This window comes from Vibrio campbellii CAIM 519 = NBRC 15631 = ATCC 25920, assembly GCF_002163755.1.
Lineage (GTDB): Bacteria > Pseudomonadota > Gammaproteobacteria > Enterobacterales > Vibrionaceae > Vibrio > Vibrio campbellii.
In genome coordinates this window covers 1,962,019-1,985,937 of record NZ_CP015863.1, presented here as the reverse complement: position 1 = coordinate 1,985,937, position 23,919 = coordinate 1,962,019, and the positions used below count along the sequence as shown (strand labels likewise).

At 44.2% G+C, this 23,919-nt stretch carries 22 protein-coding genes and 5 pseudogenes; 19 read left to right on the top strand and 8 right to left on the bottom strand.

Features of this window, described 5'->3' with window-relative positions:
* Window positions 1-17: 17 nt before the first annotated feature.
* Window positions 18-975 (bottom strand): annotated as a pseudogene (locus A8140_RS09350) (IS30 family transposase).
* Window positions 976-1,180: 205 nt separating this feature from the next.
* Here A8140_RS09350 and A8140_RS09345 point away from each other — a divergent pair.
* Window positions 1,181-1,528: pseudogene (locus A8140_RS09345) on the top strand (VOC family protein); the annotation flags it as partial.
* A 208-nt stretch (window positions 1,529-1,736) separates the two neighbouring features.
* Here the strand turns inward: A8140_RS09345 and A8140_RS09340 are convergent.
* Together A8140_RS09340 and A8140_RS09335 are read right to left on the bottom strand one after the other, a co-directional pair.
* The gene (locus tag A8140_RS09340; RefSeq protein WP_033000644.1) at window positions 1,737-2,420 is read right to left on the bottom strand and encodes an SDR family NAD(P)-dependent oxidoreductase; all 684 of its coding nucleotides are present in this window, start codon (window positions 2,418-2,420) and stop codon (window positions 1,737-1,739) included.
* An 85-nt stretch (window positions 2,421-2,505) separates the two neighbouring features.
* Entirely contained in the window at window positions 2,506-2,736 is a 231-nt protein-coding gene (locus tag A8140_RS09335) for a PAS factor family protein (RefSeq protein WP_005536274.1), read from the bottom strand.
* Window positions 2,737-3,130: 394 nt separating this feature from the next.
* Between A8140_RS09335 and A8140_RS25565 the strand changes: the two genes are divergently transcribed.
* The 4 genes from A8140_RS25565 to A8140_RS09310 all read left to right on the top strand — a co-directional run bounded on the left by A8140_RS25565 (window position 3,131) and on the right by A8140_RS09310 (window position 5,380).
* Window positions 3,131-3,295: a DUF1287 domain-containing protein gene (locus A8140_RS25565; protein WP_227740713.1), complete on the top strand. Its 165-nt coding sequence runs from the start codon at window positions 3,131-3,133 to the stop codon at window positions 3,293-3,295.
* 68 nt (window positions 3,296-3,363) lie between these two features.
* Window positions 3,364-4,026 carry a Type 1 glutamine amidotransferase-like domain-containing protein gene (locus A8140_RS09325; protein WP_005536271.1) on the top strand — a complete coding sequence of 221 codons (663 nt, stop codon included), beginning with the start codon at window positions 3,364-3,366 and terminating at the stop codon, window positions 4,024-4,026.
* 166 nt (window positions 4,027-4,192) lie between these two features.
* Entirely contained in the window at window positions 4,193-4,525 is a 333-nt protein-coding gene (locus tag A8140_RS25560) for a tetratricopeptide repeat protein (protein WP_005536269.1), read from the top strand.
* A gap of 558 nt (window positions 4,526-5,083) precedes the next feature.
* Complete coding sequence (locus tag A8140_RS09310; protein WP_005536266.1) at window positions 5,084-5,380, top strand: hypothetical protein; 297 nt, start codon at window positions 5,084-5,086, stop codon at window positions 5,378-5,380.
* A gap of 149 nt (window positions 5,381-5,529) precedes the next feature.
* On the opposite strand, the pseudogene A8140_RS09305 reads toward A8140_RS09310, so the two are convergent.
* Window positions 5,530-5,990: pseudogene (locus A8140_RS09305) on the bottom strand (DUF417 family protein).
* Window positions 5,991-6,120: 130 nt separating this feature from the next.
* Here A8140_RS09305 and A8140_RS09300 point away from each other — a divergent pair.
* The 3 genes from A8140_RS09300 (at window position 6,121) to A8140_RS09290 (ending at window position 7,821) form a co-directional block, all read left to right on the top strand.
* Complete coding sequence (locus A8140_RS09300; RefSeq protein WP_005536262.1) at window positions 6,121-6,597, top strand: GNAT family N-acetyltransferase; 477 nt, start codon at window positions 6,121-6,123, stop codon at window positions 6,595-6,597.
* On the top strand, window positions 6,594-7,073 hold the full coding sequence (locus A8140_RS09295) for a GNAT family N-acetyltransferase (protein ID WP_005536261.1): 480 nt from the start codon (window positions 6,594-6,596) through the stop codon (window positions 7,071-7,073). Before A8140_RS09300 ends, A8140_RS09295 begins: the two co-directional genes overlap by 4 nt.
* Window positions 7,074-7,347: 274 nt before the next feature.
* Entirely contained in the window at window positions 7,348-7,821 is a 474-nt protein-coding gene (locus tag A8140_RS09290; RefSeq protein WP_033000643.1) for a response regulator, read from the top strand.
* An 89-nt stretch (window positions 7,822-7,910) separates the two neighbouring features.
* Here the strand turns inward: A8140_RS09290 and A8140_RS09285 are convergent, their stop codons facing one another.
* Window positions 7,911-9,617: a putative bifunctional diguanylate cyclase/phosphodiesterase gene (locus A8140_RS09285; RefSeq protein ID WP_005536258.1), complete on the bottom strand. Its 1,707-nt coding sequence runs from the start codon at window positions 9,615-9,617 to the stop codon at window positions 7,911-7,913.
* A 460-nt stretch (window positions 9,618-10,077) separates the two neighbouring features.
* Here A8140_RS09285 and A8140_RS09280 point away from each other — a divergent pair, with 460 nt between their 5' ends.
* From A8140_RS09280 to A8140_RS09270, 4 genes and pseudogenes are all read left to right on the top strand, one after another.
* The gene (locus tag A8140_RS09280; RefSeq protein WP_033000383.1) at window positions 10,078-11,289 is read left to right on the top strand and encodes an HD-GYP domain-containing protein; all 1,212 of its coding nucleotides are present in this window, start codon (window positions 10,078-10,080) and stop codon (window positions 11,287-11,289) included.
* A 339-nt stretch (window positions 11,290-11,628) separates the two neighbouring features.
* Complete coding sequence (locus tag A8140_RS09275) at window positions 11,629-12,255, top strand: LysE family translocator (RefSeq protein WP_005533883.1); 627 nt, start codon at window positions 11,629-11,631, stop codon at window positions 12,253-12,255.
* A 188-nt stretch (window positions 12,256-12,443) separates the two neighbouring features.
* Window positions 12,444-12,703 (top strand): annotated as a pseudogene (locus A8140_RS25380) (hypothetical protein).
* A gap of 21 nt (window positions 12,704-12,724) precedes the next feature.
* Window positions 12,725-13,606 (top strand): annotated as a pseudogene (locus A8140_RS09270) (YjjW family glycine radical enzyme activase).
* A gap of 16 nt (window positions 13,607-13,622) precedes the next feature.
* Here the strand turns inward: A8140_RS09270 and A8140_RS09265 are convergent.
* A complete protein-coding gene (locus tag A8140_RS09265; protein ID WP_005434030.1) occupies window positions 13,623-14,579 on the bottom strand; it encodes a LysR family transcriptional regulator in 957 nt (318 codons plus the stop codon).
* A gap of 330 nt (window positions 14,580-14,909) precedes the next feature.
* Between A8140_RS09265 and A8140_RS09260 the strand changes: the two genes are divergently transcribed.
* Together A8140_RS09260 and A8140_RS09255 are read left to right on the top strand one after the other, a co-directional pair.
* Window positions 14,910-15,677, top strand: a complete 768-nt coding sequence (locus A8140_RS09260) for a TerC family protein (protein ID WP_005533877.1) — start codon at window positions 14,910-14,912, stop codon at window positions 15,675-15,677.
* Window positions 15,678-15,845: 168 nt separating this feature from the next.
* The gene (locus tag A8140_RS09255) at window positions 15,846-16,448 is read left to right on the top strand and encodes a 2OG-Fe(II) oxygenase (protein WP_005442095.1); all 603 of its coding nucleotides are present in this window, start codon (window positions 15,846-15,848) and stop codon (window positions 16,446-16,448) included.
* Window positions 16,449-16,528: 80 nt separating this feature from the next.
* Here A8140_RS09255 and A8140_RS09250 read toward each other — a convergent pair whose 3' ends face one another.
* Window positions 16,529-17,800: an HD-GYP domain-containing protein gene (locus A8140_RS09250; RefSeq protein ID WP_005533876.1), complete on the bottom strand. Its 1,272-nt coding sequence runs from the start codon at window positions 17,798-17,800 to the stop codon at window positions 16,529-16,531.
* A 293-nt stretch (window positions 17,801-18,093) separates the two neighbouring features.
* Between A8140_RS09250 and A8140_RS09245 the strand changes: the two genes are divergently transcribed.
* The 5 genes from A8140_RS09245 to A8140_RS09225 all read left to right on the top strand — a co-directional run bounded on the left by A8140_RS09245 (window position 18,094) and on the right by A8140_RS09225 (window position 23,177).
* The gene (locus A8140_RS09245; RefSeq protein WP_033000381.1) at window positions 18,094-18,726 is read left to right on the top strand and encodes an SDR family NAD(P)-dependent oxidoreductase; all 633 of its coding nucleotides are present in this window, start codon (window positions 18,094-18,096) and stop codon (window positions 18,724-18,726) included.
* A gap of 180 nt (window positions 18,727-18,906) precedes the next feature.
* Window positions 18,907-20,100 (top strand): iron-containing alcohol dehydrogenase, encoded by a 1,194-nt coding sequence (locus tag A8140_RS09240; RefSeq protein WP_005533869.1) that lies wholly within the window; start codon window positions 18,907-18,909, stop codon window positions 20,098-20,100.
* Between the two features lie 173 nt (window positions 20,101-20,273).
* Window positions 20,274-21,479 (top strand): aromatic amino acid transport family protein, encoded by a 1,206-nt coding sequence (locus A8140_RS09235; RefSeq protein WP_005533867.1) that lies wholly within the window; start codon window positions 20,274-20,276, stop codon window positions 21,477-21,479.
* A 258-nt stretch (window positions 21,480-21,737) separates the two neighbouring features.
* Window positions 21,738-22,862, top strand: coding sequence for an HD-GYP domain-containing protein (locus tag A8140_RS09230; protein WP_005533864.1), 1,125 nt, complete (start codon window positions 21,738-21,740; stop codon window positions 22,860-22,862).
* A gap of 99 nt (window positions 22,863-22,961) precedes the next feature.
* The gene (locus A8140_RS09225) at window positions 22,962-23,177 is read left to right on the top strand and encodes a hypothetical protein (protein WP_005442113.1); all 216 of its coding nucleotides are present in this window, start codon (window positions 22,962-22,964) and stop codon (window positions 23,175-23,177) included.
* A gap of 184 nt (window positions 23,178-23,361) precedes the next feature.
* Here A8140_RS09225 and A8140_RS09220 read toward each other — a convergent pair whose 3' ends face one another.
* On the bottom strand, window positions 23,362-23,910 hold the full coding sequence (locus tag A8140_RS09220; protein ID WP_038863197.1) for an MSHA operon transcriptional regulator: 549 nt from the start codon (window positions 23,908-23,910) through the stop codon (window positions 23,362-23,364).
* Between the last annotated feature and the right edge of the window lie 9 nt (window positions 23,911-23,919).

The window sequence follows — 23,919 nt, the reverse complement described above, 5'->3', positions numbered from 1 at the left end:
TTGAAGTGCGACACTTTCTACAGATGCGCATGAATATACTCCGTTGGTGTCCTATACCCAAGTCTTTTGCGTGGGCGCGTATTTAATTTGTGTGCAATTTCATTGCAGAGCTTCTGTGTCACGTGTGACATAGAAGTTCGTTTTGGTAAGTATTGTCGTATTAAGCCATTAGTGTTCTCATTAGTGCCTCGTTCCCATGAGTGGTATGGGTTTGCAAAATAAAACATACAGTTATGATGTTTTTCTAGTTGTGCATAACCATGAAATTCAGTGCCGTTATCCGCAGTTATCGTCTTAAAAGGTAAGTCAGAGTGGGTCATGATTTTGCTCATTCTTACGTTGAGCGACTCGCTTGTTCTATCGTCCATTTGCCCAATAAAAGTGTAGCCAGTCATTCTGTCGACTAAAGTCACGATACAGTGCTTGGTTCCGCGGCCAACGACAGTATCAATTTCCCAATGGCCGGGCTCTTTTCTATGCTCAGCTTTTGCAGGTCTTTCAGTAATATGACGCTTTGCTGCCAGGCGACCTCGGCTGTCTTTTGAGTTATACCTTTTACGCCTTTTCTTAGTGGATTGGCGTAGGTGTTTCCATAGGGTTCCACCGAGAGTTTTATCGTTCCAAATATGCTGATAAATGAGCTCGTGGCTCATTGTTGGATAGCCTCTTACCCTTAGGTATCCAACGATTTGGTCAGGACTCCAATCCAGTCGTAACAAGGCCTCAGGCAACCTAAAGTCGATTTCGCTGTAGCGCTTATTTCTGCGCGACCGGCGCAGCCATCTGTTGGGCTCTCCATGCTTGATAGGAGTACCTTTTAAAATGTCTGTTGTATCGGGAATTACGTTCAATTTCTCGATAGATAGTGGCTTTGTGACGCCCCAGTTGTTTAGCTATTTTAGCGGTACTAATTCCTTGCTTTCTGAGCGCAGAAATCATATACCTTTCGTTCTCAGTGAGGTGTGTGTATTTCATGTTTTTTACTTCTTGGCGGGAGCAAACTTCATGATTATCGCATCTCACTGTTTTTATGTTCAGAGGTGTCGCACTTCGTACTTGAATCCAAGCGCCACGCTTGGCGCTTTCACTTCAAGCCAGTTTAGTTTATGGCACAATGGTTTAGCTTAGGTGTTAGCGTTGTTCACACCTTAATTTGGCGTTATGTTGTTGGAGAAAAATTATAAATCCATCAGCGGTTCTTGTTCATGTCCCAGATGTAGCGAAAGGGCTTGAATGGTACAAGAAAGCTTTCCCCGAAGCTGTTCCGGTTTACCATCCTGACTTTGACTTCACAGCGCTTGATCTAAATGGTTTCTCACTAGAAATAGTCCAAGCAGACAAAAAGGTTGGTGCTGGTAAAAGTGGTACGGTTGTTTACTGGTCAGTAGATAATTTACGTGTTGCTCTTTCTCACTTTGAAGAACTCGGTGCGTGTCTTTATCGAGGACAAATGGAAATTGAAGATGGGCTTTCAATGTGCCAAGTTGGGGACCCATTTGGAAACTTAATGGGCTGCGTGGGAAAAACACTTAGTAACAAGTTGGAAAATACGCCACTTTCTACACATGCGCATGAATATACTCTGTTGGTGGCTTGTGTGAACACATGGAGATAACTAAACCCCAGAGTAGGTACTCAGCATGTATTTACGTAAGCCTTGCTGAGTACAAAAGAATGCCGTTGGTTTTCGTTAACTTTTGTCGGCCGTAGTTCTTACCTTCTTTTACAGCAACCAATTACTCTAGGTCAATGACACTGCAGCGCCTGGAGATAGGCTTCGAAAAAAAACTGAGTGCTTTTGCAAGATCTTGGGTTTCAATTTTCAACTTATTATCAATACGTCCATCGTTAGTCATATCGGTATATACGACACTAGAGCATAAGCAGCATACCTTAACTCCAAACGGAAGCAGCTCCTGATAAAGCGATTGGCTGTAACTTACCATCGCAGCTTTTGTCGCAGAATATGCAGCAATCTTAGGGACTGGAACTAAACCAGCCGTAGAGCCAAGGTTATATATTTCTCCATACCCTTGCTGCTTCATCTTTTCAGCAATTAAATTGCAAGCCGTGATTGTCGACAGTAGGTTGACGTTTACTAACTCAGAGAGCGTAGCTAGCGAGATGTCCGTATTGCCGGCGGCCAAGACACCTGCGCTGTTCACCAAAACGTCGATGTTTTCATGCATTTCGAGAATGGACTTGATAGCTGATTCAACATCAGAAGGGTTATTGAAGTCGACAGACGCCGTCTCAACTAGACATGAGGGATACTTTACCTTCAGCTCAGTTTGAGCCTGTTCAAGGTTTTTTGTATTTAAGGCAAGTAACACCAAAGTGTATCCTTCCTTGGCAAAGTAATGAGAAATGGTTTTTCCAATCCCGCGGCTAGCGCCGGTGATGATGGCAACTTTAGACAGAATGTGTCCCTAAGTGATGTGATAAGAGGATGTAAAAATTAAAACGGCTCATAGGGGAGTTGAGCCGTTGGTAATGCGAAACTAATTAACGTTCAGGCGTCGTCAATAATCTAATCGCACTGTCTACCGCATTGTCGATACCTTGACGGCTTTCTAATTTACCAGAGCTGGCTGGGCCAAGTGCGCATGAGTAAAGAGCAAGCTGCTTATCAAATGGTAAATCCAACTGTTCATAAAGGTTTTGGCGGATTTTTGCGTGGTGTTCAGGTTCTTGGTTAGCAAGGTTGACAAGCGTGTCATAAATAAGCGTTTTCATATAATTCCTTTTTTATTGCACGGGGTGCATATGTATTGTATTCGATTGCAGTTAGAAGTTAACAAGCACCAATCACAGAAAAACGGTCTGATATAAATTCGCAATGCGAAGTAACTCAATTCGAGATAAACATAAAATACCATTATAACCATTAAGATAGAGGGTGTTGATATTTTCAGTTTGCTATCTGGCAGGAATGCCGAACTGTCCGTTTATCCGTTCGGGTAACCATATTTAGTGGCTTTAAGTTATGATGATTCTAGAGCAGAGTGTGGTGCCGTGAGCGTTCCGTCCATTCACGGTTATCTCAGGCTTTGCAACTTCATCACATGCATTCAGTTTGAGGTGTGTCTGAAATCAGACAAAAAGAGATTTGGCGCATTTGACTCTGAAGGTGAGTTTACACAGTTTAAAAAGCAATAATTTTAAGCCTGGTGACATTGTCACGTGGATGCTGCCCGGGAACCTTCCTCATATTGGTATCGTTACCGATGATTTATCGACAGACAAACGACGACCTTTGATTGTTCACAACATAGGAGGAGGTGTCGTATTGTAGGATATGTTGTTTGATTACCCTATAACCGGTCATTATCGGTTTGAGCCAAAATAGAAGGAACTCATCTTTTGCAAAAACATTTCGTTGTTCTTGGCGGAGGCGGTTGGATGATGGGAGAGATCCCAAGCCAACTCGACCAGTACATCTTGTCTTTAACGGGTAAGAAGAACCCAAAAATCTGTTATCTCTCAACTGCTACTGGCGATGCGGAAGAAGTTATCACCCGTTTCCACAATGCTAAGTTGAGTGAAAACCTCTCGCACTTTCCTCTGTTCAAGTTAGAGAAAGGCTGGCGAACCAAGTTGTTCGAGCAAGATGTGATTTACGTTGGTGGTGGCAATACCCGTTCTATGTTGGCTCTCTGGAAAGAGTGGGGCATCGATGACATTCTCAAAGAGTGTTACCACCGCGGCATCATACTTTGCGGGATGAGTGCTGGCGCTATTTGTTGGTTCGATTATGGGATTACTGATAGTGATCCAGAGGCTTACTCCATCATCAAAGGGCTCGGTCTTTTGAAAGGTTTAGCATCTGCTCATTTTGTTGAGAACGACGAGAAACATGACCTGTTTGAGCGCTTCTCTCGTAGTCATCTTGATGTAATCTGCTACGGCCTCAGCGATTATGCTGCGCTGCACTTTGTCGATGGTAATCCAAGCAAAGCCATATATAGCGATGAGAATGCTCAAATCACAATCCGAAACGGCAATGATGAGATTTCAAAGAGATAAGCCCAACTTTGATGCGCTTAAACGACTATGCAAAAGCGGGAGTAGATGTCTTCTCTTTTGGCTTCGAAGGCAGCCAGAGGCGTTACAATGGCAATAGATTTTGTTATCTGACAGCTTAAGAGTGCTAGGCAACTACCAAACTTCAATAAACATCGGAGAGCGTGTCGTGAAACGCGCTTTGAGTAACAAGCATCAGTTTTGGGTTTTGCACGTTGTGGCAACATCAAAACAGTACATGGGCGAATATGATGAAGCGATAAGCTTGTTCATACAAAGTCAGGCGTCTGCTACTGAGCTGTATTTGAGCTTTAGTTATCAGCATTTGGGCAAGTTGTATGTAGAGCAGGGGCGATTGAAAGAGGCAGAAGCGCTGTTTAATGAAGCACTTAACATCAGACGAAAATACGATAAGCCGCTTCTGGAGTCATCAACGTTAAAAGCGCTCCAAGGATTGGAAGAGTTAAGGAAGAACAGTACAAGGAACTTATATGAACCGTAAGATTTGGCTTTTCATTGCCATTGTATTGCTAAGTGGTCCTTCCATGTTACCTATTAGCCTAGAAGCATTCTTTCTCGTTGAGCTCATTGGCTTTCTAGGAATATGGTCAATTTGTTCCAGCTATGTGTATGCTATCTGTGTTCACCCTTATACACGACGCTTTTGGCTATGTTTTACAAGTCCGGAGCAGCATTGGCTTACTCACTTTCCAATGATGGAACTGAAACGTCATCCGTCGCTCCTCATTCATATGTTGCCATATCGAAGCGTTGTAGCTTGGTCCAGCCCTATGCTAGTTAGTGTTCAGCTTATGGCAGGTTTTCGCTTTTAGTACAGATTTGCGACCGGTTAGAAAGAGGTGATGTAATTGAACTAAATATCAGTCCGTTTCTAATTGCTAGTCTCTCAAAACTCTTTATGTTCTCCTTTGACTAACTTATCGCTGGTGGTTTGATAGGAGCTATAAGCAACTCAAGGGGAGAGTAATGGAAGCACATTGGAAAGTAATAGAAGCCTTAGCGAACGGCACGAATCCGATAACCGGAGAGGAACTGCCAAGTGAATCATCTTTACAATGATCCTATCGTTATTCGAGCAATGTTTGCTGTTCTGCAAGATTTGAAGCAATCATCAAAAGTGAAAAAAACCAAAAGAACCATTGAGCAAAGACAGCGAGAAAATGAATCGAATGGTTTACCAACGAACGCAGGATTGCCTTGGACACCTGAGCAGCGCGAGCGTTTATCTGAGCAGTTTCCCTCTGGTACAACAATAGCATCGCTCGCAGAAGAGCATGGTAGAACTCGTAATGCCATAACCGCGGAGCTAAAAAAGCAAGGGTTGATAGAAGCTTAACGTTTCAATAAACAGTTTCGCAAATAAAGAAAGCCCCGTAAATATTGCGGGGCTTTGCAGCGACAACCATGCGTTAAGAAGGGTCGATACCTTTGATGCTTTCGACTTTCTCTTTTCTATCTATGTCTCTCTTGATACTTTCTCTAATACTACGCAATTGCCGGCGTCAGACTTGGTTTGTTTCGCTCTACCACGCTGATTGAAATCGCAAGGAACAGAATATCTTTCACAAGAAAAAGTTCGCAATCAAAACACCGTCGGAAACTTTCCACGTATTTGGTGTCGTAACTAGGAAGCTCAATGTCGCAAGGAAGATAACACTTGCAGCGATACCAGAGTAGTAAGCAACCGTTGGTTTCTTCAATCCAACTAATAGGCCAATGGCGACGATGATTTCTGTCAGGCCAATGATATTAGACACGGCTTGAACTGAAATAACGTTATAGAGCCAAGACATACCAGGGTGATTTACCACCAAATGTTCAATGAGTTTGGCTTCAGTTGGGGTGAATTTATAAATACCCAGCCAAATAAGAACAAGGGCAACGCCAAATACGCCAAGGTAATAGCCAAATTGAGTCGGTTTTTGGGAAACAGATGATGTATGCATAATAACATCTCCTATAAAAGCATGTTTTTAAATGACCGACGGTTGAATAATAAAATTCTTATATTTATGGTTATATAAAATAACGAATGCCTATATAGCAAAAAGGCAAATAACAAATAGGTTGGCTCAAATGGAATTTGTTCCTGTAGATTTATCACGTCATTTGGATTTGTGTATCGCGTTTCGAAAAGACGCTTATGAGGTCAGTTTTGGCCATCAGGATGGGTTTGATACCCAAGAAATCACCTCTTGGTTTACGTCGATTGCGGAAGATCCCCAAGCAGGGTTCTTTCATGTCATCAAAGACAATCAAATCGTTGGGCAGTTGGAGTGTCGATATCCAGTTTTAGACGAGGAAGGACGTAAATTCGGTTACATCAATTTGTTCTATTTACTGCCCGAATTCCGTAATCAAGGGCTCGGTAGGCAACTGCAAGATTTTCTCCTTAAGCTTTTTGCCAATCACGGCTGCGGGTATGCGAGACTGAGGTATATTCCCGGAAATGACGCAGGTGAACGTTTCTATTACAAAAATGGTTGGCGTCCGGTGGGAGATCCTGGTGACCGTGGGCAATTAATGCAGATCGATTTATTGGAGTACATATGATCACAATTCGTGAATTTCAAGAAGAAGATGCCCCGACGCTCTGGGCTCTTTTCTTTAACACAGTGCGAAACGTTAATCGCAGAGATTACACCGAGCAACAAGTGAAGGCTTGGGCGCAGGAGGGGTTTGACTCTCAGCTTTGGTTAAAGAAGATGATATCTATCCAGCCGTTTGTCGCCGAGTTAGATGGTGTCATCGTTGGTTATAGCGATGTACAGCCAAGTGGGTTAGTCGATCACTTTTTCTGCCATCATGAATACCAAGGTCAAGGTGTAGGACGTGCATTGATGACTCATGTAATCAAGCAAGCAGAAGCAAAAGGGCTGGACCGGATCTATTCAGAGGTGAGTATTACCGCTCGTCCTTTCTATGAGCACATGGGTTTTACTGTTGTGAACGAGCAGCAAATCGAAGTCCGTGGTGCAACGTTAACCAACTATGTAATGGAAAGGTATCTAGACGAAAAGGATATGTGATCAATAAATAATCCTCGCTCAATTAGTGAGCTTGAACACAGATACCGCATGTTTTCTGCGGTGAATAAGAGTTCATTGATCTAACACCAGAATTCCTCCTCAAAAGCGCGCGCATAATTTCTCTTCGGAGTGGCGAAAGGAAGCCAGTTAAAACAGCTCCTTACGTCAGTTATCTCACGACAAAACATCTCAGGAAGAGAAGTAGTACTATGCGCCCTTATCTCAAATACATCATCCCAACGGTGATCCCTCTGCTCATTTTGCTGATGCCACTATCAGCGTTTTTAATTTAACTTGCGTTGATGACCAGCGAGAGGTGTTAAGTGCGGTTCTGCAAGACTTACAGTCGTTAAGCCGGTGGCTCAACATTGAAGATTGCGAGTCTGCCGATGAAGTACTTGAATTAATGGATGAGTTAGACGCAGAAGGCGAGATGATTGCGTTGATCATTTCGGACCACGTGATGCCGGGTAAAACAGGTGTTGAGCTACTAACGGAGATTTCCAAAGATAGTCGATTTATTCGTACGCGCAAAGTCCTGCTTACTGGGCAGGCGACGCATACGGACGCCATCAATGCGATCAACTCTGCGGGTATCGACCGTTATTTCGAGAAGCCTTGGCAGGCAGAGCAGTTGGTAGAGTGTGTGAGAAATTTAGTCACCAAGTACATCTTCGATATGGGTTTAGACTACACCCAGTACCACGAGCACTTAGATCAGAATGTTGTGTTTGACCGCCTGAGATAACCGCTGAAAACGATAAAAACTGAGCTAGAACAATCGCTAGCTCAGTTAGATTTTGTCGTAGTTTACGAAGCTATTGGCTTAAAAAGAAACTATTGGCTTAACGTGTATCGGCTTGCGCTTGCCACTGACAGGGGCTTTGAGAACCAATAACCTTGCAGATAATCCACGCCCATTTCAGCAAAGAAATCACACATCTTCGCGTCTTCAATGCCTTCAATCACCACTTCGATATTTTGTTCACGACACATGGTGATTAAGAACTTCAAATACTCACGCGAAGAACGGTTGGTCAGGGTTTTCCACGCCATCGATTTATCGATCTTAATTTGCGTCATCGGCAAATCGAAGAAGCAGTTTAATGAGCTGTAGCCTGCACCAAAATCATCCATAGACAGTGAAAAACCAAGCTCTCGTAGTGTGTTCAAAGGTGCAATGGCTGCTTGGTTGTTATCCAGAATAAAGGTCTCGGTAAGCTCAAGTACAATGGCTTGAGGCTCGATGCCTACTTGGTCCGCCATTGCTTTTATTTTGCTTGGAAACTCACTGTTTAACAGCTGCAATACGGACACGTTCACATTCACGCGAACTTGATTTTGATAGCGTTCTCGATAGCTCTTAATGAACTGACATGCCTTCTCAAACACTTGGTAGCCAAGCTCGACAATCAAGCCTTTGTTTTCTGCTACAGGGATAAACTCATCCGGGTAGATTTCGCCAAATTCTTTGCTGCGCCACCGTACCAGAGATTCAAAACTCACCACCTGCAAATCGGATGCACTGACGATTGGCTGAAATTTTACGCTCAGCGTTCTTTCTTCCAGAGCGTTTTTCAAACCTTGCTCGATAAAGAAATAACGATCCACAGCATACTGGGTTTTCTGACTGTACACCGCGATGCGGTCTTTGTTTTTCTCGTTCGCGTATTGGCAAGTGCGTGCTGCTTTGCGAACGATTTCTTCGGCGGAATGTTCAGGGTCAATGCAAGGGTATAGGCCAATGCTGATATTGCTGCCTAAGTATTGACCTTTTTCAACCACCGCATCGTGATAATTCCGCTTGATGGTTTTTGCGTAAACTTGCAAATCTTCAAGCGGCACTTCATCAAGCACTAAAATCGCAAAGTCATCGTCGTGGACTCGATAGACGGTACAGTTTGGAGAAGGTAGGTGGCTTAAGGTTTGCAGCAGCTTCTCGACCAAGCCGTCGACAAGCTCACTGCCATATTGGTTAAGGTAAGATTTGATTTCTTCAATCTGAATATAAAAAATCGACGCATGCGTGCTCTTGGATTCGATTAACTCATTAATATTCAAAAGCAAGTGTGCACGGTTTGCCATGCCAGATGCATTATCATGAAATGCCACTTGGTGAATATAGCTTTCCATTAACTTTCGTTCAGAAATATCTCTATGGCTGCCGACCATGTAGTGACCGTGCTCGGTTTCTTTGGTCATTGCGACACCTTCAATCCAAACATATTGACCGTTTGGTTTGCGAAGACGATAGGTGGTTGTCACACGTTCGTTGTTGGTATTGATGTGGGCGTCAACGCGTTTCGATAAGCGCTCTCTGTCTAACGGATGTACCAACTCTAGCCATTGGTCGAGGTTGACGCGTCCTGCGTTGATACCGAACTGCTCATAAAAGCATTGGTTGTAAAAAACCATACTACCGAACTCGTCCATGTAGAAGAGCCCTTCATTAAACACATCGAAGATATGAATGAAGCGTTGCTCAACGATCTGCAGAAACTCACGATCGTGCTCTGAAATGATTTGATCAACCTTGTTGGTCAAGATACTGCCTCCGCAATCCAATTTGCTGGGGAGATGAGTAAATAAATCGGGCTACAAGCAAATGACATATTTTTGAAGTTTGTCCTTCTACACTGCAAATGAAACAAGTTGAACCAGATGGAAAGTCTGTTTTGTTAACGAGCCTAAAAGCTTCTGTGCAAGAGAATAATTATTAGAGTATTGCGACTAATAATCGGCATTTATAAAACTTAGTCAACAGTAAATACTATTTGTATTAAGAAGTTATTGATTCATCACCCAAAATGCCTAAATAGTCTTCATCTGTGTTGATTGTTTGAACTATCTCCATAAGTTAAATATGGTCTATTGCACTTTTGATGTCTCTTTTATTGACCTAAGACTCATTAATTTTAAATGATAGTGAATTCTTATAACAGTGAATGGTCAGATCTCTTATAATGCGTTTGCTAAATAATAAATGTTAACAAAGTTTCATGATATGCAGTACAAACCAGAAGACTCAATTAAGATAGCAATCGCGGATGTCGGTGTCGGTATGTTCGTCACTGCCATTGAGCAGAACAAACGCGTCAATCTTGCGAATGCTGGCCGGGTTTCTAGCAAGCAGGGCATCAAAAAGTTACATGCGAGCGGTGTGAAGTACGTTTGGGTCGATCAGAAACTTTCAGCACAACAGTGCGTCTTCAAGCTAGTCGAAGAAGAACACGATGTTACCTTGTCTGCCTCAGAAATCACGACGTCACCCAAAATCCAACGTGCTTTTCGTTCTCGTGAAGCACAGCATAAGCGTGCGAAAAAGTTGATCGCAGAAGCGAAAGGGTTAGCTCAGAAGCTCCTAAACCAAACGTTTGAAGGTAAACTCATCGAGGTCAACGAGATTGAATCGTGGGCCGATGACATGATCGAGAGCGTTTTCATCGACTCTGATGCGCTTCAATGTGTCTCTGCATTACGCCAAAAAGACAGCTACTTGCTTGAGCATTCTGTAAACGTGGCATGCTTGTTGGTTTCTTTCGGTAAGCATTTGGGCTTAGATAAAGACACGCTCAAGCAATTGGCGATCGGCGGTATCATTCATGATGTAGGTAAAATCAAAGTCGATGACGAGATCTTACATAAGCCTGCGCGTTTAACGCCTGAAGAGTTTGAACACATGAAACTTCACCAAGTATTTGCTGGTGAAATCATCTTGGGTGTAAAGGGGTTGAGTGATGTCAGTCGAGACGTATGTTTGATGCATCACGAAAAACTGGATGGTACGGGTTATCCACGTGGCTTATCTGGTGAACAAATCCCCATGCACGGTCGCATGAGCTGTATTGTCGATATTTACGATGCATTGACCGCAGATCGTGTTTACAAAAAGGGCATGAGTTCAGCGGAGGCGTTTAAAATCCTATTGAGTTTGACCCCGTTCCACCTTGATCCCGATTTGGTGTACAAGTTCATCAACTGCATTGGCGTATACCCTGTCGGTTCGATTGTCCAATTGAGCGACGGACGAGTCGGCATTGTGTGGACATCCAACGATTCTCAGCCGCTGAAGCCAATCGTAAAGTGTTTCTACTCACGTAAATACAAGCGTTACATCGATGTCGCGATGGTGGATTTAAAAAGCAGTTCGTATTCGGTTGAGAAAGCGATAGCGCCGTCATCGTTAGAAGTGGATCCAAAACCTTTCTACGACTAACACAGGATAACTTCCCATTTAGTCGTGTTTGTGAGCAACTTTGTTGAATAAGTAATCACTTTACACGATTGTATATTCCCAGTATGTTGATTGCATAACTAGACGGTTCAAAGTGACCTAGTTGAGAGATAAACGAAGGCGTGCTTTCTACTTTGTCTTTTTGCTGAGACTCTTTACTCCGATTGCTTTGTTGAAGGGCTTGTTTGGCTGTTAATCTGTTCAGTTATGAACCGAATGATGTGGTACTTTTCTATAAAACGTTTCATGGATTGAAACGCAGATTGAAGTCGTTATTCCACGTAATTCACCCATTCATCCGTACATTGGAAAGGAGCGCCAATGCAACTCGATACTTGGATCTACTATACCCTCGCGATACTTGTTCTGACCGCCTCTCCAGGCCCTAGCTCGTTACTTTGCTTGAGCAAAGGCGTCAGCAGCGGCTTTCGCCAAGCGTTTGTGACTGCGCTTGGCAGTTTAACCGCGATTACCATCATTCTTACTCTGTCTTTCACCGGCCTTGGTGTTGTGATTGCTTCTTCAGAGTTCGTATTTAACATCATCAAATGGTGTGGTGCGGCGTATCTTATTTGGCTTGGCATCCAGGCGTTACGCTCAAAACAAACCGACTTTTCGCAAGCCAAACCGGAACAAGCGTCTTCTGATTATTTTAGTGCGTTTAGCAGTGGGTTTATAGTTGGAGCAAGTAACCCTAAAGCGATTGTTTTCTTCACCGCGCTGTTTCCCCAGTTTATTGACCCTTCTGCATCGCTATTCACTCAATACATGATTTTTGCTAGCACCTTTGTTGTGTTTGAACTGAGTTGGTTAACTTTTTACGGCTTACTGGGAGTGAAGACATCGAATTGGCTATTTGCCAAGGGAAGAGTTAAGTTGTTTAACCGTCTGACTGGCAGCGTATTCATCAGTGCGGGTTTAGCTTTATCGACCGCGCACAGAAGTTAAAAACGTGGACCGACCTAAACTATTAAATAGTAAGCTAAATTAGAAAAATCTTATTTCCAAAATGGAAATTGACGGTTTTGTTTTTTTCATTAGTGGCAAAGAGTCCTGAGGCGTAGAATTCAACCTACCCTTTAGAGGTATAAGCTCGAAAGGGTGTACCCGTTGTATTTTCTTCAGGAACATCTTAGATGAATCAAAGTCTTTCTGGTCTTCAGCAGCGCTTCCTTGCTATCGCGACAGATAGCAATTTGTCTCCAAAACAGAAATCGAACTTTCTTGCTTTGGAAGTGGAAGCCACTATTCCATATATGACTATCACTAAGTATGGTGCGGAAGGTTCACGTACAATACTACATTCCTAGGCGCAGAAGCGGCGAAGAACACCGGTATTTTAGGGCGTTCACCACGCGTGGTGAGCCACGAAATGTCACCAACTTACGTTAAGTAACGAGTGACAAACAAGAATAAGATGACTAGACGATCGGTAAACCTCTTGGCTAAGGTCACTCGAATCCTTCCGTTCTCTTGTGTTGATGGACCGGGAAGCCGTCTAGTCATCTTTCTACAGGGTTGTAACTATCAGTGCATCAACTGTCACAATCCGCACACCATCAATCACTGTAATCATTGTGGTGATTGTGTGAGCGAGTGTCCGGTTGGCGCGCTGAAGTTCGACTAAAGCAACAACGTTGTTTGGCTTAAAGAGGAGTGCACCCACTGCGATCGTTGTACAGAGATATGTCAGCACCAATCTAATCCAAAAATTACTGACTACTCTGTGGAGGCAATGCTCGATTTGATACGCAAACAGCGCTTTTTTATTAGCGGTGTTACTGTATCCGGTGGGGAATCTACCTTACAGCTTCCTTTCATTATTGCGCTGTTTAAAGGTATTAAGCAGGACCCTGAATTACAGCATCTCACTTGTTTCATCGATAGCAATGGGTCTTTATCAACCTCGGGGTGGGAAAGAGTGCTGCCGTACATGGATGGGGCGATAATCGACCTCAAATCTTGGCAAAGTGAAACGCATCATTGGTTGGTCGGACGTGACAATCATCGTGTGTTTCAAACCATTCAATACCTGGCGCAAGTAGACAAGCTTTATGAAGTGCGATTACTGCATATTCCCGGAAAAAGTGATTTAGATACTGAGGTCATGATGGTGGGGCATTATCTGCAAGCGCTGCCAGAATCAGTCAACATTCGCCTGAACGCATTTCAACAACACGGCGTGGTTGGTGAGGCGCAGGAATGGGAGAAATGCTCTAAGGGTGAAATGGAACGCTTTCACGCTCGATTAAGTCAGTTTGTCAGCAGACCAATGAACATGCCATCGGTCTACGTGTAGCGCCGCAGAGATAACTTTAGAGTTTGTTTACTCTCGGTTTGCTGCATCCTCCCAAGGTTTCACACGCCTTAAGCACCTGTTGTTGTAGCCATCTTAAAGCGGGATCGTTAAGACTCGCTTTATTCCACACCAAGCTGTACGCCACTTGCCCGTACTCGAATGGCAAAGGTCTTTCTACCAAGCCATTCGCCTGCAGTGCCATTTGCGCCCAAAGTTTTGAACAAGTGAACAGATAATCGGAGTGATGACACATTACTGCGGCTGAACCAAAGTCCGCCACGTGCATCGCGACACTGCGCTTGGCGTAGCGCTGAGTTAAGTTCTGTTCAAAGTAGGGTTGAGATAAGTCTTTATCGTGAATGCCGATGTGTCTTGCGCACAAATAGTTTTCTACCGAGAGTTCTTCTTTTGCCAATGGGTTGTTACCGCCCATCAGGCAGATCATTTCATCCTCTAGAATCGTCTGCCATACCAAGTCTTTGTTGTGGGTTGGTGGCTGGCTGATGTCATGCGGCAGAATCAAAAAGTCGACTTGCCCGCGGATCAGAGAATCGAAGCTCATTTGCTCTTTCGCATATACGTTCAATTGCGCTCTACTGCCCATCTGTTGAGACAGGTTTTGCAGCATAGGGGCGAAGATCTCAAAGGTGCTTTCACGCATTGCTAATGAGAACCGGCCTTCGTAATACGCGGGATTAAATGAGCCTTGGTAAAGCAAACCATTCATGCTGGAAAGAATGCCGTGCACTGAAGGACCGATGTTCAATGCAAACGGAGTTGGGACTAAACGAGTGCCATCACGATAAAAAAGGTCATCTTTCAGAATGTCCCGCAATTGGCTGAGCGTTTTACTCACGCTGGAAGGGGTCACGCAAAGTTGTTCCGCTGCCTGAGTAACGCTGTGTGTCGTGAGCAGCATGTGCAATACAGTAAGGTGTTTAAGGCTAATGCGTGAGAGTGTTATGTAATCCATTCGCAAGACTAATTCGTGTGATTTTGTCCAGTATATCAGTATGAAACAATTTTTTACTATTGTAGAAACATGGAAAATCAGGCGTTTCTTTTCGTGTTCTATATAAACATTTGGCTCAACTCGGCACCTGATGGGTTGAACGAAGGTAATAACCTTTAGAGTACGAAAGGTGGCTGACATAAGCCTGACAAAATAAGGGATTGCGAAGGAATTGGAGAGGTGATTTACTCAGCTTTCCTAAGTAACAGAGGTTTAAATAAATTTAATGGACGACCCCTTTAGTCGACTGAACAATTCATCGTATGGCTTCCAATCACCGGAGGCGTACTCATGTTAGAACTTTTCATGCAACCAGAAGCGTGGGCTATCTTCGCTACCTTGTTTGCTCTTGAAGTTGTCTTAGGCGTTGATAACGTCGTATTCATCTCCGTTCTGTGTGAACGATTACCGCAACACCAGCGTAAACTTGCCCGAAATCTAGGTATTGGCCTAGCGGTGATGGCGCGTATTGTTTTGGTGTTCTCGATCTCTTGGATCATGCAGCTTACCCAGCCATTAATCAGCTTTAGCGACTACGCGTTTACTGGTCGTGATTTGATTATGATTGCGGGTGGTGCATTCCTACTAGCGAAAAGCTTGAAAGAGTTGTGGAGTTGGTTAACGCACACTGAACACGCTCACTCGACTCATGTTCGTACTGGCCTAGCTGTGGTTCTGCTTCAGATCGTTGCGGTTGATGCTGTGTTCTCGATGGACTCGGTGATTACTGCGGTTGGTCTAACGAGTGAAGTACCAATCATGGTGGCGGCGATCATTTCGTCAGCGATTGTGATGGTGTTGACGGCGGAGAAAATCAACAACCTAGTGACGCGTTACCCGGGCTTTAAGACCCTTGCACTGCTGTTCCTAGTATTGCTAGGTGGTCTGTTGATGGCAGAAGGTTTTGCTATTCACATCAACAAAGGTTACGTGTACTTCGCGATGGCGTTTGGTCTAGTGTTGGAAATGTGTCATATCCAGCTTAAGAAAAAACAACGCCCAGTGATTCAACGTATTCGTCCTATTCGACCTCGTTCTATTGCGCTTCAAACTCGATAATTGAAACGCAACCATTGAACCAATTTAAGCCGCTCATGAGAGCGGCTTTTTTACGTCTGCATTCCACGGTTTATGTGGATTTGTCGTGTCGATAGAAAATGGAATTTGTTGTTGTAGCACGAATTTCTTATATAGACCGCCCAAACCCACACGAGTAAACAAAATAGAATGAACAAACTGATCGACGCGTTATCGACGCACGGATACTACATCTGGGATGATTTTATTTCTCAAGAGGAAGTGGCTGAGCTGCGTGACTGTATTCCTGATGATTGGAAGAAAGCACGTATTGGTCGTAACGACGACGTGACTCGTATTGAAACCATTCGTAGTGACAAGATCCAATGGTTGAAGCGTGACATGGGCGCGCCAGTGGCGTCTTTCTTAGACAAGATGGAAGAGATCCGTTTGGAAGCAAACCGCTATTTCTTCCTTGGTTTGTTTGAGTACGAAGCGCACTTCGCGAAATACGAGAAAGGTGATTTCTACCAAAAACACCTCGATTGCTTCAAAGGCAATGAAAACCGTCGTCTAACTACGGTGTTTTACATGAACGAATCATGGAGCGAAGAAGACGCTGGTGAGTTGGTGGTATACGATTTGAATGATAATGAGATCGCGAAGATTCCACCGCGTTCAGGTCGTCTGTTCGTGTTCCTATCTGAGCAATTCCCACACGAAGTGTTGCCGACAAACGCGGAGCGATTCAGTATCGCGGGTTGGTTCCGTATTAACGGAGTAAAAGACAACCAACTTGATATTGCACACTAACTCGCGCCTTTATCTGGACAGTTTTAATAACAAGGGGACACCAATGCGGTGTCCCTTCGTTTATCTTCTGACTCGCAATCTTAACCGTAAAGTCCAGTCGAAAGCTCATAGCACGCTTGCATGTCTGAACATAACACTTGATAGATAGCTGAGCACAGCTTTCCTGATTCAACTTGTTCATCCATGATGATGGCAATTTCTTGTTGCGTCATGCGTCCGCGGTAGGGGCGGTCTTGAGAAAGCGCTTGGAAGACATCGGCAACGGCAATGATACGTGAAGGGACGTCCAAGTCTTCTCCGGTTTTATGATAAGGATAACCTGTACCGTCTAAGCGCTCATGATGATTGGAAGCCCACTCGGCAATTTTGGCGTTAGGAAAGACTTTGTGTAGGGCAAGTTCAGTATCAATCGTATGACGTTTGATGCGTGTGTACTCTCGCTCGTTTAATGGACCTTCTTTGTGAAGGATCTCATCAGGCGTTTTGAGTTTGCCAATATCGTGAACGAGCCCTGCAATAAAGATCATCTCTTGTTTATGCTCATCCAATCCCACTTTCTTTGCTAAGTAACGCGATAGCTCCGCCACTTTCTGTGAATGTTGGTAAGTGAATGGGCTTTTGGCATCCACAATGCGTGCTAAGAACAAGCCCAAGCTGTTCATGTCCTCAATGGTTAACTGTTTTTGTAACCAGTCGATGTTCTCAAATTGAAGCCCTATCGTTTCGATGTGCTCAGACTCCATTGCAAACCAAAACGCATCGGTCATGACCAGCTTAACCATGGCGTCGCACATATGCGGGTTAAACAACGTACCTGTGTTAGCCATGACGCACTCGGCAATCAATTCTTCATGCAAGGTGACAAGATCGCTGTGGCAGTTGGAAACGTAGCGAGCGCGCATAAAATCGAGACGATCAGAGAGATAAAGCAGAGCTGCGACGTCTTTTTCAAATGCCGGAATATCGATGTGTTCGAGCTCTTTCCAGTGCGTATGATGATAAAGAATTGGGGTGGCGAATTGAGAGAGTAGTCGACATTGCTTGAGGGTATGGTAGCCGCGAATGCAGTGGGCTTTTGCATCTTGGGGGACGAGCTGTTCAAGTAGCATGGTATGTTCACGTGTTTCGGAAACTCCGCAGTCGTGAACCATACCGGCAAAGTAACAGAACTCTGCTTTATTCTCGGCCCAACCGAGCTCCAGCGCGCATTGGTAGGCAATATAGGCGACGCGATGGCTATGGTGTGTATCGTCAACGCCTACGTAATCTAACGCACGCGCCACCCAGATAAGGGCTTGTTTTAGGTCGACTTCAAATCCCGAAGAAGAATCGGAGTAGGAAGGTTGCTTCATTGTAATTACCGACGTTTTTACTCGCCTGTGCTGATTTTATTTTGATGTTTTTAGGGGAATGCGACAGCGAATTAATACCTAAAAAGGGTGCACATGGCTTCGTTATAGTTATATCGGGAATAATACCGCTTGTCGCACGTAAAATTCATCTCAAGCTCGCCACTCTTAGTCATTTCTTTGAACTACTTATTGATTTCGAAAGATTTCTTTTGGTTTGATTGACTTCCTTTGAAAACCACATAAATAGTGATGTAAAGTATTCTCATTATCATGTGGTGTCCTAAAGGTAAGTTATGAAAAGAGTCATAGTGTGGGGTGCAAGTAGCGGCCTTGGTTTGGCAGTTGCTAAGTATTTTGCAGAAAAAGGTGCAGAAGTTGTCGGTGTGGCGAGAAATCCAGACAAAAGCCCGGAACTGAAGGTGATTTGTCAGTCAACGTTTGCATGTGATGCCACGGTTTCTGAAGAGGTTGACCGCGTTGTTGAGCAGCTCGATCAAGAAGATATCATCATCAGCACGATGGGTAGCTACCGTGCAGACATTCCGGTAGATTACCTTGGCCACCGTCACCTTATTGATGCTGCCTGTAAAGCATCGCTCAAGCGTTTTGTACTAGTGACGTCACTTGGTTGCGGTGATAGCTGGAAATACCTCTCTGACCGTTCTAAAGCGGGGTTTGGCGGTGTAGTGCGAGAGAAATCGTTGGCGGAAGCATGGCTACAAACCAGCGACTTGGATTACACCATCATTCGTCCCGGTGGCTTGCAAGATGGTGAAGTAACAGGCAATGGTGTGTTGGTTGAACCTAAAGAGGTGCATGGTTTGGTATATCGCCAAGAAGTGGCTCGTTTGATTTTTGAGATGCTTGAAAAAGGTGAGGGAAGTGGGGAGATCTTCCATTGTGTCGATCCTGAATTGACGTACTAAGTCCGTAATTGAATCATTCCTAAAACAGGGACAGTGTTTCGGCATTGTCCTTGTTTGCGTTTAGGTTTTTCGCGTTTCTACGATCAAGTACTTTGATTGAAAGGTGATTCTGTGACCTTACCAGTTCGAGTTGGTTAAAAAAACATCTAGAATGAATGCTCAAAAACAAAAGGACTGTGTATGTTGAAACATCTGCTTTATCGCGGTTACACCAATGGATTGAAGGTAGCAGCCTACGTTCTCCCTTTTCCTAAACCGACCTTGTTCTCGGGTCCTGATTGCCTTCATGAATTGACAGAAGCGATTGTTGACCTTGGATTCAAAAAGCTACTCCTCGTCACCGATGAAGGGTTAGTAAAAATAGGAATAGCAGGACAAGTTATTGAAAGCGTAAAAGCCAGAGGTTTAGACGTTGCATTGTTTTCTGAGGTAAAACCAGACCCCACATACGATCAAGTTGAGAATGGTTTAGCGATGTATCTCGATTCGGGGTGTGACGCCATTTTAGCGCTTGGCGGAGGATCGGCCATGGATTCTGCCAAAGTCATTGCAGCTAGAGTCACCAACAAGAAATCCATTAAGAAACTCGCTGGTCTCTTTCGAGTGTGGAGAACGCCTGCTCCTTTATTCGTGATTCCGACGACATCGGGTACTGGGTCGGAAGTGACGATTGCTGCGGTGGTCTCTGAACCAGATACACACCACAAAACGCCATTAATGGATCCGAAGTTAGTGCCTTTGATGGCGGCATTAGATTCGAATTTGCTGGTTGGTTTGCCTGCAAAGGTAACGGCTGACACCGGTATAGATGCTCTGACTCATGCGATTGAAGCCTACATATCCCGCAACGCGACGACGGAAACCAAAGCGTATTCAGTTGCTGCTATTAAACTCATATTCCAATATCTCCCTCGTGCCGTAGAAGAGGGCAGCGATATTCAAGCTAGGCAAAAAATGGCGATGGCGTCTTACTATGCAGGCCTTGCCTTTACCAAAGCGAGTCTTGGTTATGTACACGCGTTCGCGCATAACTTGGGTGCTAAGTATGGCTTGCCTCATGGCATGGCAAATGGTCTTGCTTTATTGCCTGTCCTTCGATTTTCTTTCTCTGAGATTGAGCCACAACTGACCGAGCTAAGCGAAGCCCTGATAGGAACGCAAAGTGGACATGTGCCTAGTGCCCAAGACTTCTTAGATAGACTGGAGGGGTTGTATACCGAGACTGGCATCGAGCAAACCTCGTCACTGTTGCAAGCGTCTGACACCAACGAGTTAGTGACTTTGATTTTCAAAGAAGCGCATTGGAACTACCCAGTGCCTAAGTTTATGAATGAAGAAGAGTGCGCCCAATTGCTCGCAGAAATCAGAGCTTAGATACAGGTGTGCAAAATAATTTACACTTGTGGATTTTTATCCTTACACTTTACTTGATCTTATTAGAAAGATCCTACAGAATCGTCATCATTCCAAATATGGTGTTGGGTTTGGTGCGCCGTTGCCCGATCTGATGCTGATAAATCTTATTAAGCTGTAAAGATAAATATACAATGAGTCGATCTAAAGTGTTTGGTAGCACCCTGATTATTGCAGGGACTACGATTGGTGCTGGTATGCTGGCGCTTCCTCTTGCGTCTGCAGGTATTGGTTTCTCAACCTCTCTTATTATCATGTTGGGATTGTGGGCATTAATGGCGTTTACGGCGCTATTGATGCTTGAGCTTCACCAATATGCGGACAGCAGTGCAACCCTTCATACTTTGGCGAAGCAAATCCTTGGTCAGAAGGGCAAGTGGGTTGCGAGCTTTGCGATGCTGTTCTTGTTCTACTCATTGTGTGCCGCTTACATTGCTGGTGGCGGTGCTCAGTTTGGTGACCGTCTAACAGAGTGGTTTGGACTGGATATTTCAGGTTCGACTTCTACCATCATCTTTACTCTTATTGTCACTATGGTTGTGACGGTTGGTACCGGAACGGTAGACAAGGTTAACCGCGTACTTTTTGGCCTAAAGATGGTGACGATGATTGCAGTATTGTCATTCCTAGCGCCAAACGTGACGGAATCTTACTTACTGAGCATGCCAATTGAACAAGGCCTTATCGTTGCAGCAATTCCAGTCATCTTCACCTCTTTTGGTTTTCACGGCAGTATTCCTGCGATTGTGAACTACCTAGATGGCGACACCTCGTCCCTACGTAAAGCCATCATCGTTGGTTCTACGATTCCACTCGTGATCTACATTTTCTGGCAAATCGTAACCCTAGGTGTTGTAAGCCAAGATACCTTGATTGAAAACGGCGGTTTGAGCGCGCTGATTGGTCAATTGTCTCAAACTGTTCACCAGTCAAACCTTGGTAGTGTGGTAGGCTTATTTGCTGACCTTGCGCTTCTGACGTCTTTCCTTGGTGTGAGCTTGGGTCTGTTTGAATTCTTGGGCGACACCATTAAAGGCGATAGTGAAAAACCAAACCGTCTGGTTGCTGCTGTAATTACTTTCACACCGCCATTAGGTTTTGCATTGTTCTACCCACAAGGTTTCATCATGGCTCTGGGTTACGCAGCGATTGCTTTGGCTATTCTTGCTATCTTCTTACCATTGGTGATGGTGGTGAAAGTGCGTCGCTCCGATGAGTTTACAGGAGGATACCGCGTGTCAGGTGGTCAGGGAGCACTATTAGTAACGGGCATTGCAGGTACAGGTATTGTGATGGCGCAGTTACTTATTACTCTGGGCGTGCTTCCTACGCTGGGTTAATCACCAAGCTGATAGATAACGAACAACTCATCATGTATTGAAAAGCCAGTGTACGAAAGTGCGCTGGTTTTTTTGATCTGGATTAAATTACCGTAGAATATTCGGTGAAAAGATTGGCGAAAATTTGTTTTTATTTCGTACACTTAAGTTGTGGTATGTCGATAATTTAGGTGGAGAAAAGCCGCTCTAATCACATCAAATACGCTGACTTTCATGAGCCTTTTCTTATGGTTTCTCTACTTGGTGTGGAGGTGAAGTATGGCGCACAGGAGCTTTTACCCGTTTGCAAAACCGCTCAACGAGCAAATGCAAACACTGAAGAATAGGATGCAGGCACATTTACCGTGTGTCGATAGGGTGTCTTTTGCAAAATACCACCCAAAACAAGGCATGCTAAAATCCTTTGCTGAGAGTGAGTTCGACACTTGGTGTTTGGCTCATCATGAAGCGCCACTTCGTAAACTTCATAACTTAAGCATTGCTGCCGACAATGCCATTCCTCGTCTTGTTAACGATCTCTACGACATCAACCACTGTCCGCGCATTCAAACCTTATTGAAAGAAGGTTATCACTCATCTGTTGCGATCCCTTGTTACGACCAGCAAACCTTTACTGGCTTCGTCTTTCTCAATTCGATTCAGCCCAATGCGTTCAGTGCAGAAGCTTTGAATGGGTTAAAGCCTTACTTTGAAATGGTTCAGTTCGCAGTGGAGTCTGAAGACCATGTCTTTAACGCTATCGAGCTGTTAGCGGAAAGAATGCAGTGCTTGATGCCAGGTTATTCACCAGAGGTTTACTCGCACAGCAAACGAATGGGCATGTACGCTCAATTGATTGCCACCCAACTTGCTGATACATACCAATTCAGTGATGAGGTTGTGGAGCAAATTGGCATGTTCACTCGTTATAATGCTCTAAGCGACATTGAGCTTCCGGCAGATATCGTGTGCAATCGTCGTTGTGTGAATGCAGAACAAGAAGCGTTGTTAAAGGAGCACATTGAGCAATGTGTGGAATCAGCAGATAACATTGTGGCAAGAATCGGCAATCCGGTTCATCCGAGTGTCACTTTGTTCCAACAAATCATTTCTTACCAACATGAAAACCTAGATGGCTCTGGTTATCCGCACGGGCTTGAGCATTCAGGTATTCCAATCGCTGCGCAAATAGCAGCCGTCACCAATGTGTTTGATGTCATGACCACTCATCATCCATATCGTCAAGTGTGGTCAATTCCGTATGCCTTGTTAGAACTAGAGAAACGTGTTTATCAAGGCGTGTTATCCCGAGAGTGCGTGAATGCCTTGCGCGAACATCAAGGCTATCTAAAACAAATCATTCATAAGTACCCAGAGCACTACGCTGGTATGGGTTTAATGTGAGAGTAGAGGAGCAAACCGTGAAGGGAATCAAAATATTGACTAGGAGGTCAGAATAAATGATACTGTATATGTATACAGTAGCTCGTTTGGAGGTGAAGTATGTTGTGGGAAACCCTAGAAAGAGTAAACCGCTTACGCCAACAAGCACTTGCGAATGCTGAATTCGTAGAGTCTGCAAAGGAACATGAAGAAGCTTTGCAAGACCAAGAGTATCATTACCAACCAAGAAAGCGTTCAGCCAAAGACAAACAAGGTAAGAAGTCGCTGGCCGATATCTATAAAGAAGTAGAGTTTGGCGCTGACGCTCGTCATTAACTGGTTCAACAACGCTGCGACTCTCATCCGACTTTTCTCACCGTCGCAGCTCGTCCGTCAGCGAGCGCTGTACAATTGCAACGCTCGCTGCGCTAATAACAATCCTGATTTAATTTCTTCGTGACAATGTCACTATTAACGTATCGAAAGCATAAAAAAATCCCCCGAACAGTCGGGGGATTTTTTAGAAATCTGCTTTACGTACAAAATGGGGGTTCTTGTACTTTTTCTCAGGGCCAAAAATAGACACTACCAATTTATTCCACAGTGTTTTGTCAAACTCGCCTTTAGGGATAGAAGGATAAAGTGTCTCTTCCTCTTCTCTCGCAAAGTTCATGTACTGCTTTTTCTTGATTTGGTTGTACTTTTTAGCGACCTGATTGTGCTTTCTCACCCATTCAAGCTTGTAATCATGCAGGACTTTTTCACCTTTCTCTGCCTCCATTCGTGACAAGAAAAGGCGTTTATATGAGACCTTTCTGTCTATCATGGTGCGCATTACGGTTTGAATGTATTTACCGTGATGAGTAATGGTGATGTCATTCTCATCGATAGGAGAAATACACCAGCTCTTGGGTAAAAAGCTTGGCTTCTTGAATTGCTTATTACGTTCCATTAGCACCTGATGAAGAACTAAATCAGATGTGCCGCGGAAAGTTTTTTGCCATTTAGCGATTCGTATTTGTAGCGAACCTGGCAAGCGATAGATGTTAGTAAACTTATCTTGGTCCATGGACTTCCG

Coding starts and splice junctions, on each gene's coding strand:
- A8140_RS09335 (WP_005536274.1), bottom strand. CDS start 2,736: ATGAAAACGCTTATTTATGACACGCTTGTCAACCTTGCTAACCAAGAA.
- A8140_RS09300 (WP_005536262.1), top strand. CDS start 6,121: ATGGAATTTGTTCCTGTAGATTTATCACGTCATTTGGATTTGTGTATC.
- A8140_RS09295 (WP_005536261.1), top strand. CDS start 6,594: ATGATCACAATTCGTGAATTTCAAGAAGAAGATGCCCCGACGCTCTGG.
- A8140_RS09280 (WP_033000383.1), top strand. CDS start 10,078: ATGCAGTACAAACCAGAAGACTCAATTAAGATAGCAATCGCGGATGTC.
- A8140_RS09275 (WP_005533883.1), top strand. CDS start 11,629: ATGCAACTCGATACTTGGATCTACTATACCCTCGCGATACTTGTTCTG.
- A8140_RS09265 (WP_005434030.1), bottom strand. CDS start 14,579: ATGGATTACATAACACTCTCACGCATTAGCCTTAAACACCTTACTGTA.
- A8140_RS09260 (WP_005533877.1), top strand. CDS start 14,910: ATGTTAGAACTTTTCATGCAACCAGAAGCGTGGGCTATCTTCGCTACC.
- A8140_RS09255 (WP_005442095.1), top strand. CDS start 15,846: ATGAACAAACTGATCGACGCGTTATCGACGCACGGATACTACATCTGG.
- A8140_RS09250 (WP_005533876.1), bottom strand. CDS start 17,800: ATGAAGCAACCTTCCTACTCCGATTCTTCTTCGGGATTTGAAGTCGAC.
- A8140_RS09245 (WP_033000381.1), top strand. CDS start 18,094: ATGAAAAGAGTCATAGTGTGGGGTGCAAGTAGCGGCCTTGGTTTGGCA.
- A8140_RS09240 (WP_005533869.1), top strand. CDS start 18,907: ATGTTGAAACATCTGCTTTATCGCGGTTACACCAATGGATTGAAGGTA.
- A8140_RS09235 (WP_005533867.1), top strand. CDS start 20,274: ATGAGTCGATCTAAAGTGTTTGGTAGCACCCTGATTATTGCAGGGACT.
- A8140_RS09230 (WP_005533864.1), top strand. CDS start 21,738: ATGGCGCACAGGAGCTTTTACCCGTTTGCAAAACCGCTCAACGAGCAA.
- A8140_RS09225 (WP_005442113.1), top strand. CDS start 22,962: ATGTTGTGGGAAACCCTAGAAAGAGTAAACCGCTTACGCCAACAAGCA.
- A8140_RS09220 (WP_038863197.1), bottom strand. CDS start 23,910: ATGGACCAAGATAAGTTTACTAACATCTATCGCTTGCCAGGTTCGCTA.